General features: G+C 55.1%; 3 protein-coding genes and 1 pseudogene. 2 read left to right on the top strand and 2 right to left on the bottom strand.

All coding sequences use genetic code 11. The features are described 5' to 3' along the window. A pseudogene (locus ACFFAR_RS26065) lies at positions 1–367 on the bottom strand (hypothetical protein); the annotation flags it as partial. Positions 368–591: 224 nt separating this feature from the next. On the opposite strand from ACFFAR_RS26065, the gene ACFFAR_RS26060 reads away from it, so the two are divergent. Further along, complete coding sequence (locus ACFFAR_RS26060) at positions 592–1,437, top strand: alpha/beta fold hydrolase (RefSeq protein ID WP_174363341.1); 846 nt, start codon at positions 592–594, stop codon at positions 1,435–1,437. 1,160 nt (positions 1,438–2,597) lie between these two features. Then, positions 2,598–3,365 (top strand): oxidoreductase, encoded by a 768-nt coding sequence (locus tag ACFFAR_RS26055; RefSeq protein WP_375508729.1) that lies wholly within the window; start codon positions 2,598–2,600, stop codon positions 3,363–3,365. A 198-nt stretch (positions 3,366–3,563) separates the two neighbouring features. Here ACFFAR_RS26055 and ACFFAR_RS26050 read toward each other — a convergent pair. Next, positions 3,564–4,321 (bottom strand): sterol desaturase family protein (locus ACFFAR_RS26050; RefSeq protein ID WP_375508728.1); only part of this gene is annotated, 758 nt, incomplete at its 5' end.

Below are 4,321 nucleotides of genomic sequence, written 5' to 3'. Positions count from 1 at the left end.
CTGCGAGGACAACCCCTTCAGCATGTTTTTCACGAAGCCAATGCAAGAGCGGGCTAATTCGTCCGGTCTTTTCCGGAGCTTGCACGTTTCCCGGAATCACCAGCAGTGACAGCGTATGAGTTGAACTCGGGCAACTGTCGTATGCACAGCGGACCTCAGTCGCGTCCTCGTCGTCCGCCCGCCAGTGCGTAATGCGGACAGCTGACCCTGCACAGCCGCCATGCCGTTTCGCAGCGAACTCGCCAGCATAGGTGAACAAGTCTGTCAGACCATAGATACCTGTGTTCGATGTACCCGCATCGCAAGCAAGTCCAATCTCAACCCATGGACTCGAAGTCAGTGCCGTTTTTGCCATGTTTTCTGTCATTTTCGTCCGTTGTGTTGTTCAGGCACGCCGAATACCCTGACGACGGCAGACCAAAATTTCAACAAAAAGCGAGGCGTGGGCAGCGCGGATGGTGCGCCCAGATTCTTGGGCCAACGCTGTCATCCACTTTACGACGCAATACTTGGTAACCGGCTTCTTGAAGTAGCGTCTGCGCATGAACAACAGTTATCTCTTCGTCAACACCGTTTTTTTAAGGATACGAAATGGAAGCGAATTCTGGAAGTTCATACGTTACGACCGCGGACGGAACGCAAATCTTCTACAAGGACTGGGGCACAGGCGATCCATTGGTCTTTCATCACGGATGGCCTCTTTCCGCAGATGATTGGGACGCGCAGCTCATGTTTTTCCTGGACCACGGATATCGGGTAATCGCTCACGATCGCCGAGGTCATGGCCGGTCCACCCAAACCATTCGCGGCAACGACATGGACACCTATGCAGCAGACGTCGCCGAGCTCGCCAAGGCGCTCGACCTCAGGAACGCGGTGCATATCGGTCATTCAACAGGCGGCGGCGAAGTGACACGGTATGTCGCCCGACACGGCACCGGAAACGGTCGCGTAGCGAAGGCGGTGCTGATCAGCGCAATTCCCCCACTTTTCATCCAATCGGAAAAGAACCCTGATGGCGTGCCACGGAAAGTTGTCGACGAGATACGCAACGGCACGGCGAATCATCGATCGCAGTTTTACCAGGACATCACGATTCCGTTTTATGGTTTCAACCGGCCTGGCGCGTTGGTGTCCGAAGGAATCCGCGAGAACTGGTGGCGGCAGGGCATGATGGGCGGCATCAAGGCGCAATACGATAGCGTCAAGGTACTGTCGGAAACCGAGTTTTACGACGATCTGGCAATAATCGACGTTCCAGTACTTGTGATGCACGGCGAGGACGATCAAATCTGCCCGTTTCCCACCACGGGCGCAAAGTCGGTAAAGCTTCTGAAGCACGGGACGCTTAAATCGTATCCAGGATTGCCACACGGGATGCCGACCACCCATGCGGAGCAGATCAACGCCGACTTGCTTGCTTTTATCAGGTCCTGATTGGTGACGGTTTCCCCGCTCCCCTCACCGCTCGTCAAGGCAATATTGCCACCTCGTTGACCGGCGAAGCAGCGTACAGGAACGGCGTCGCCGACACTAAACAAACACGCCGTGACCCAGCCTTCGATCGAAGACTGGGTCACGGCGTTCCAGAATGACTTCGCTGCTGGGAAAGCACTGCTGCAAGGTATGCGTAGGCGAAGGCGACATCTGCGGGTCGATCCGGTGAACGCCGAGCGGCGTTTTCTGCGTGAGTGCCTCCACCAACTTCAGCTCAAGCGGCGGTTCGGGAATCTTGCCGCCTTTCGCGCTTCCTTCAGCGCCTGGGTATAGCGGCTCCAGTTACACGTCGATTCGGTATTGAACAAGCCAGGGACGACTGCGCTTACAGTCACATGGCGTCAACATGGACGCCTCATGTCTCAACAGTCCCCGTTAATTACCACCGCTGCAACGCAAAAACACGATCCAACAAGGAAGGCGATCCTTACAGTGAGAGTAGCACTCGGTCATCGAAAATGCGCTTTGCATTGATGTAAGTGAGATTCCAGGTTGGAGTGTTGGGTTGATCAGGCGCTTCTAAACTGGTCGATCGCAGCCGGCGCATTGTCTGCAAAGAATGAGCGTGGTATCACCAGGCAAGCAGCGCCCCAATCGTCGTTACGTGCTCTTTGCGCTAGTGTTCTCTTTCCGCATATCAAACGGAGTCGACCGCTTGCGTTGCCCCGTCAAACCATAAATGGCATTGGCGATAGCCGAAGTGACCGCCGGACTCGACAGCATGTTCCTGACATAGACAACAAACAGGGCGTGGTTGGTGACTCAAGGCGGACAAATTCGTTCAATACAAGACGCCCGACTTCAGCGGCCTGTCGGGCAGCGCGATGTACAGCCTCGGCAATCAGGCTGGACAAAATGAATGGAGAGATCAAGAGGCCCAATTTCCCTACTTTCATGGTCCGTTAGCAGCGACTGGCGTGTATCAGTACGTGAATGTCATTGAGACAACTGCTAACGGGTTCGCATTGTGGTGAAGAGGACTATCAGAGTAGCTATATACGCTGTATTCGCCTTGAACGCCTTGCTCTGGGGATATCTTCCGCCCTAACCTGTATTTGACGTTCAGCTATCCTTCCAATAGTTTCCGTACCGGCTATCTCATGCAATCCATACTCCTCAAAAGTCCGATTTTGGAAGACCAAGCGCCTGTTGGGGAAGACATGCGTGACAACCTCCTCTCCGTTATCGTTACGCGGAAATGGCAACTTGCCGAGATTTACCATGCCGTAGAAATCCAAGCCAAGTCCCGATCGGAGCTTCCCTCGTTTGACGATGGAGCTTGCGTCACGATAGTTCTCGACAATGCCGCTTATAAGGAGAGGATTTATCCTCTGTGCTCTTTTAGCTCTCAGCCATGGGCATATGTAATCGCGGTGAGACATGATGATTGCGGCGCGAACACAAAAACGGCGGACCCCTTGTTAAGCCAAGGAAACGAAATGTTTATCGGAGCGTTACGGAACCCTACTGTTGTTTTGAACTCTTGCACACGATCGATACTTTTTTCTGGTGGCGTAGGCGTTGCATCTATCGCGGGGATTGCGAATCAACTCGCCAAGGCAGGTCAAATTTTCGAGCTGCACAACTTTGCTAGATCACCTGGACGCGCAGTCTTCCGGGACGAACTTGACGCACTTGGAAGCGAAGGCAGGGTCAATCACCATTTTGGTTTGGATGCTGACCAAGTAGTGCAGACAATTTCTCACGCGATGAGCCCATCACATCCGAATACTCAGATCTACTGCAGTGGTCCTCCGGCTTTTATGGACCTCATCGAGCGCCAAGCTCGCCACTGGGTGTATCCAGATAATATCCACCGAATCGTCTTGGGTGGCAGAAAAAGCAGTTCGTTTACTGGATATAGATGAGCTAGCGATCGGTGGGCCGCGCGGAGCCACTACTGCAGCGACGGCTTTGCGGAGATCGACCACTTGCCGGCAGCACGCGCACCACGCGGCGTAGCGCTGCGCTGGCATAACTGATTTTCACGGGCTCGGATAGCGGTGGCTTGGGCAACTGCCATCAACGCTACTCCGAAAGGGTATCGCGTCATTCGCGCACGGCGGTCAGATGCGCTGGCGCAGCGCTTCGGTGGTCTCGCCTGAACCATCCGCGCGCCAACCCGGCGGCAAGATCACGTAGCGAATTGCAGTCGAGACGCTGCCCGCCGATGCAATGTCGCGTGCAAGACTGGCCCAGTGCTCGAATTCGACGACAAGCGGATTGCGCGAGCGCGTTGGAGTGGTGAGACCGTAGCGGCACGGCTCTTCAGCGTGCTCTTCTACATACGTGCCGAATAGCCGGTCGAATATGACGAGCACGCCACCAAAGTTCGCATCGAGATAATCGATGTTCGATGCATGGTGCACCCGGTGTGCGGATGGCGTATTGAACACCCATTCGAGCCAGCCCAATTTCGGCATCCACGTGTTGTGCAGCCAAAACTGATAGAGCAGATTGAAGCTCAGTGTTGCGAGCACGATTTCCGGACGCACGCCGAGCCAGACGAGAGGCGTGAAAAATACTGCCGAGCCCGTCAACTTGCCTGTCAGCCCAAGCCGATAAGCAGACGAAAGCGTCAACTGGTTCGGCGAGTGATGGACAGCGTGCGTTGCCCAGAAAAAGCGGATACGGTGCGACGCGCGGTGGTACCAGTAGTAGCAGAACTCCTGGCCGATAAAGAGCAGGAACACCATCAGCGCGCTGTTGAGCGTGACGGTGAAGATCCGATGATCCCAGGCAAGCGCGAAAATCGGGGTGGCGAGCGAAAGCGGCAGCAACGCGAGCAGCTTGCGACCGGCCACATCGGCCAGCGAAATCCACA

This window comes from uncultured Caballeronia sp. (genome assembly GCF_964243625.1).
In the GTDB taxonomy this organism is placed as follows: Bacteria; Pseudomonadota; Gammaproteobacteria; order Burkholderiales; family Burkholderiaceae; genus Caballeronia.
The sequence above is the reverse complement of the archived record's forward strand: the minus strand, read 5'-3'. Positions and strand labels throughout refer to the sequence as shown.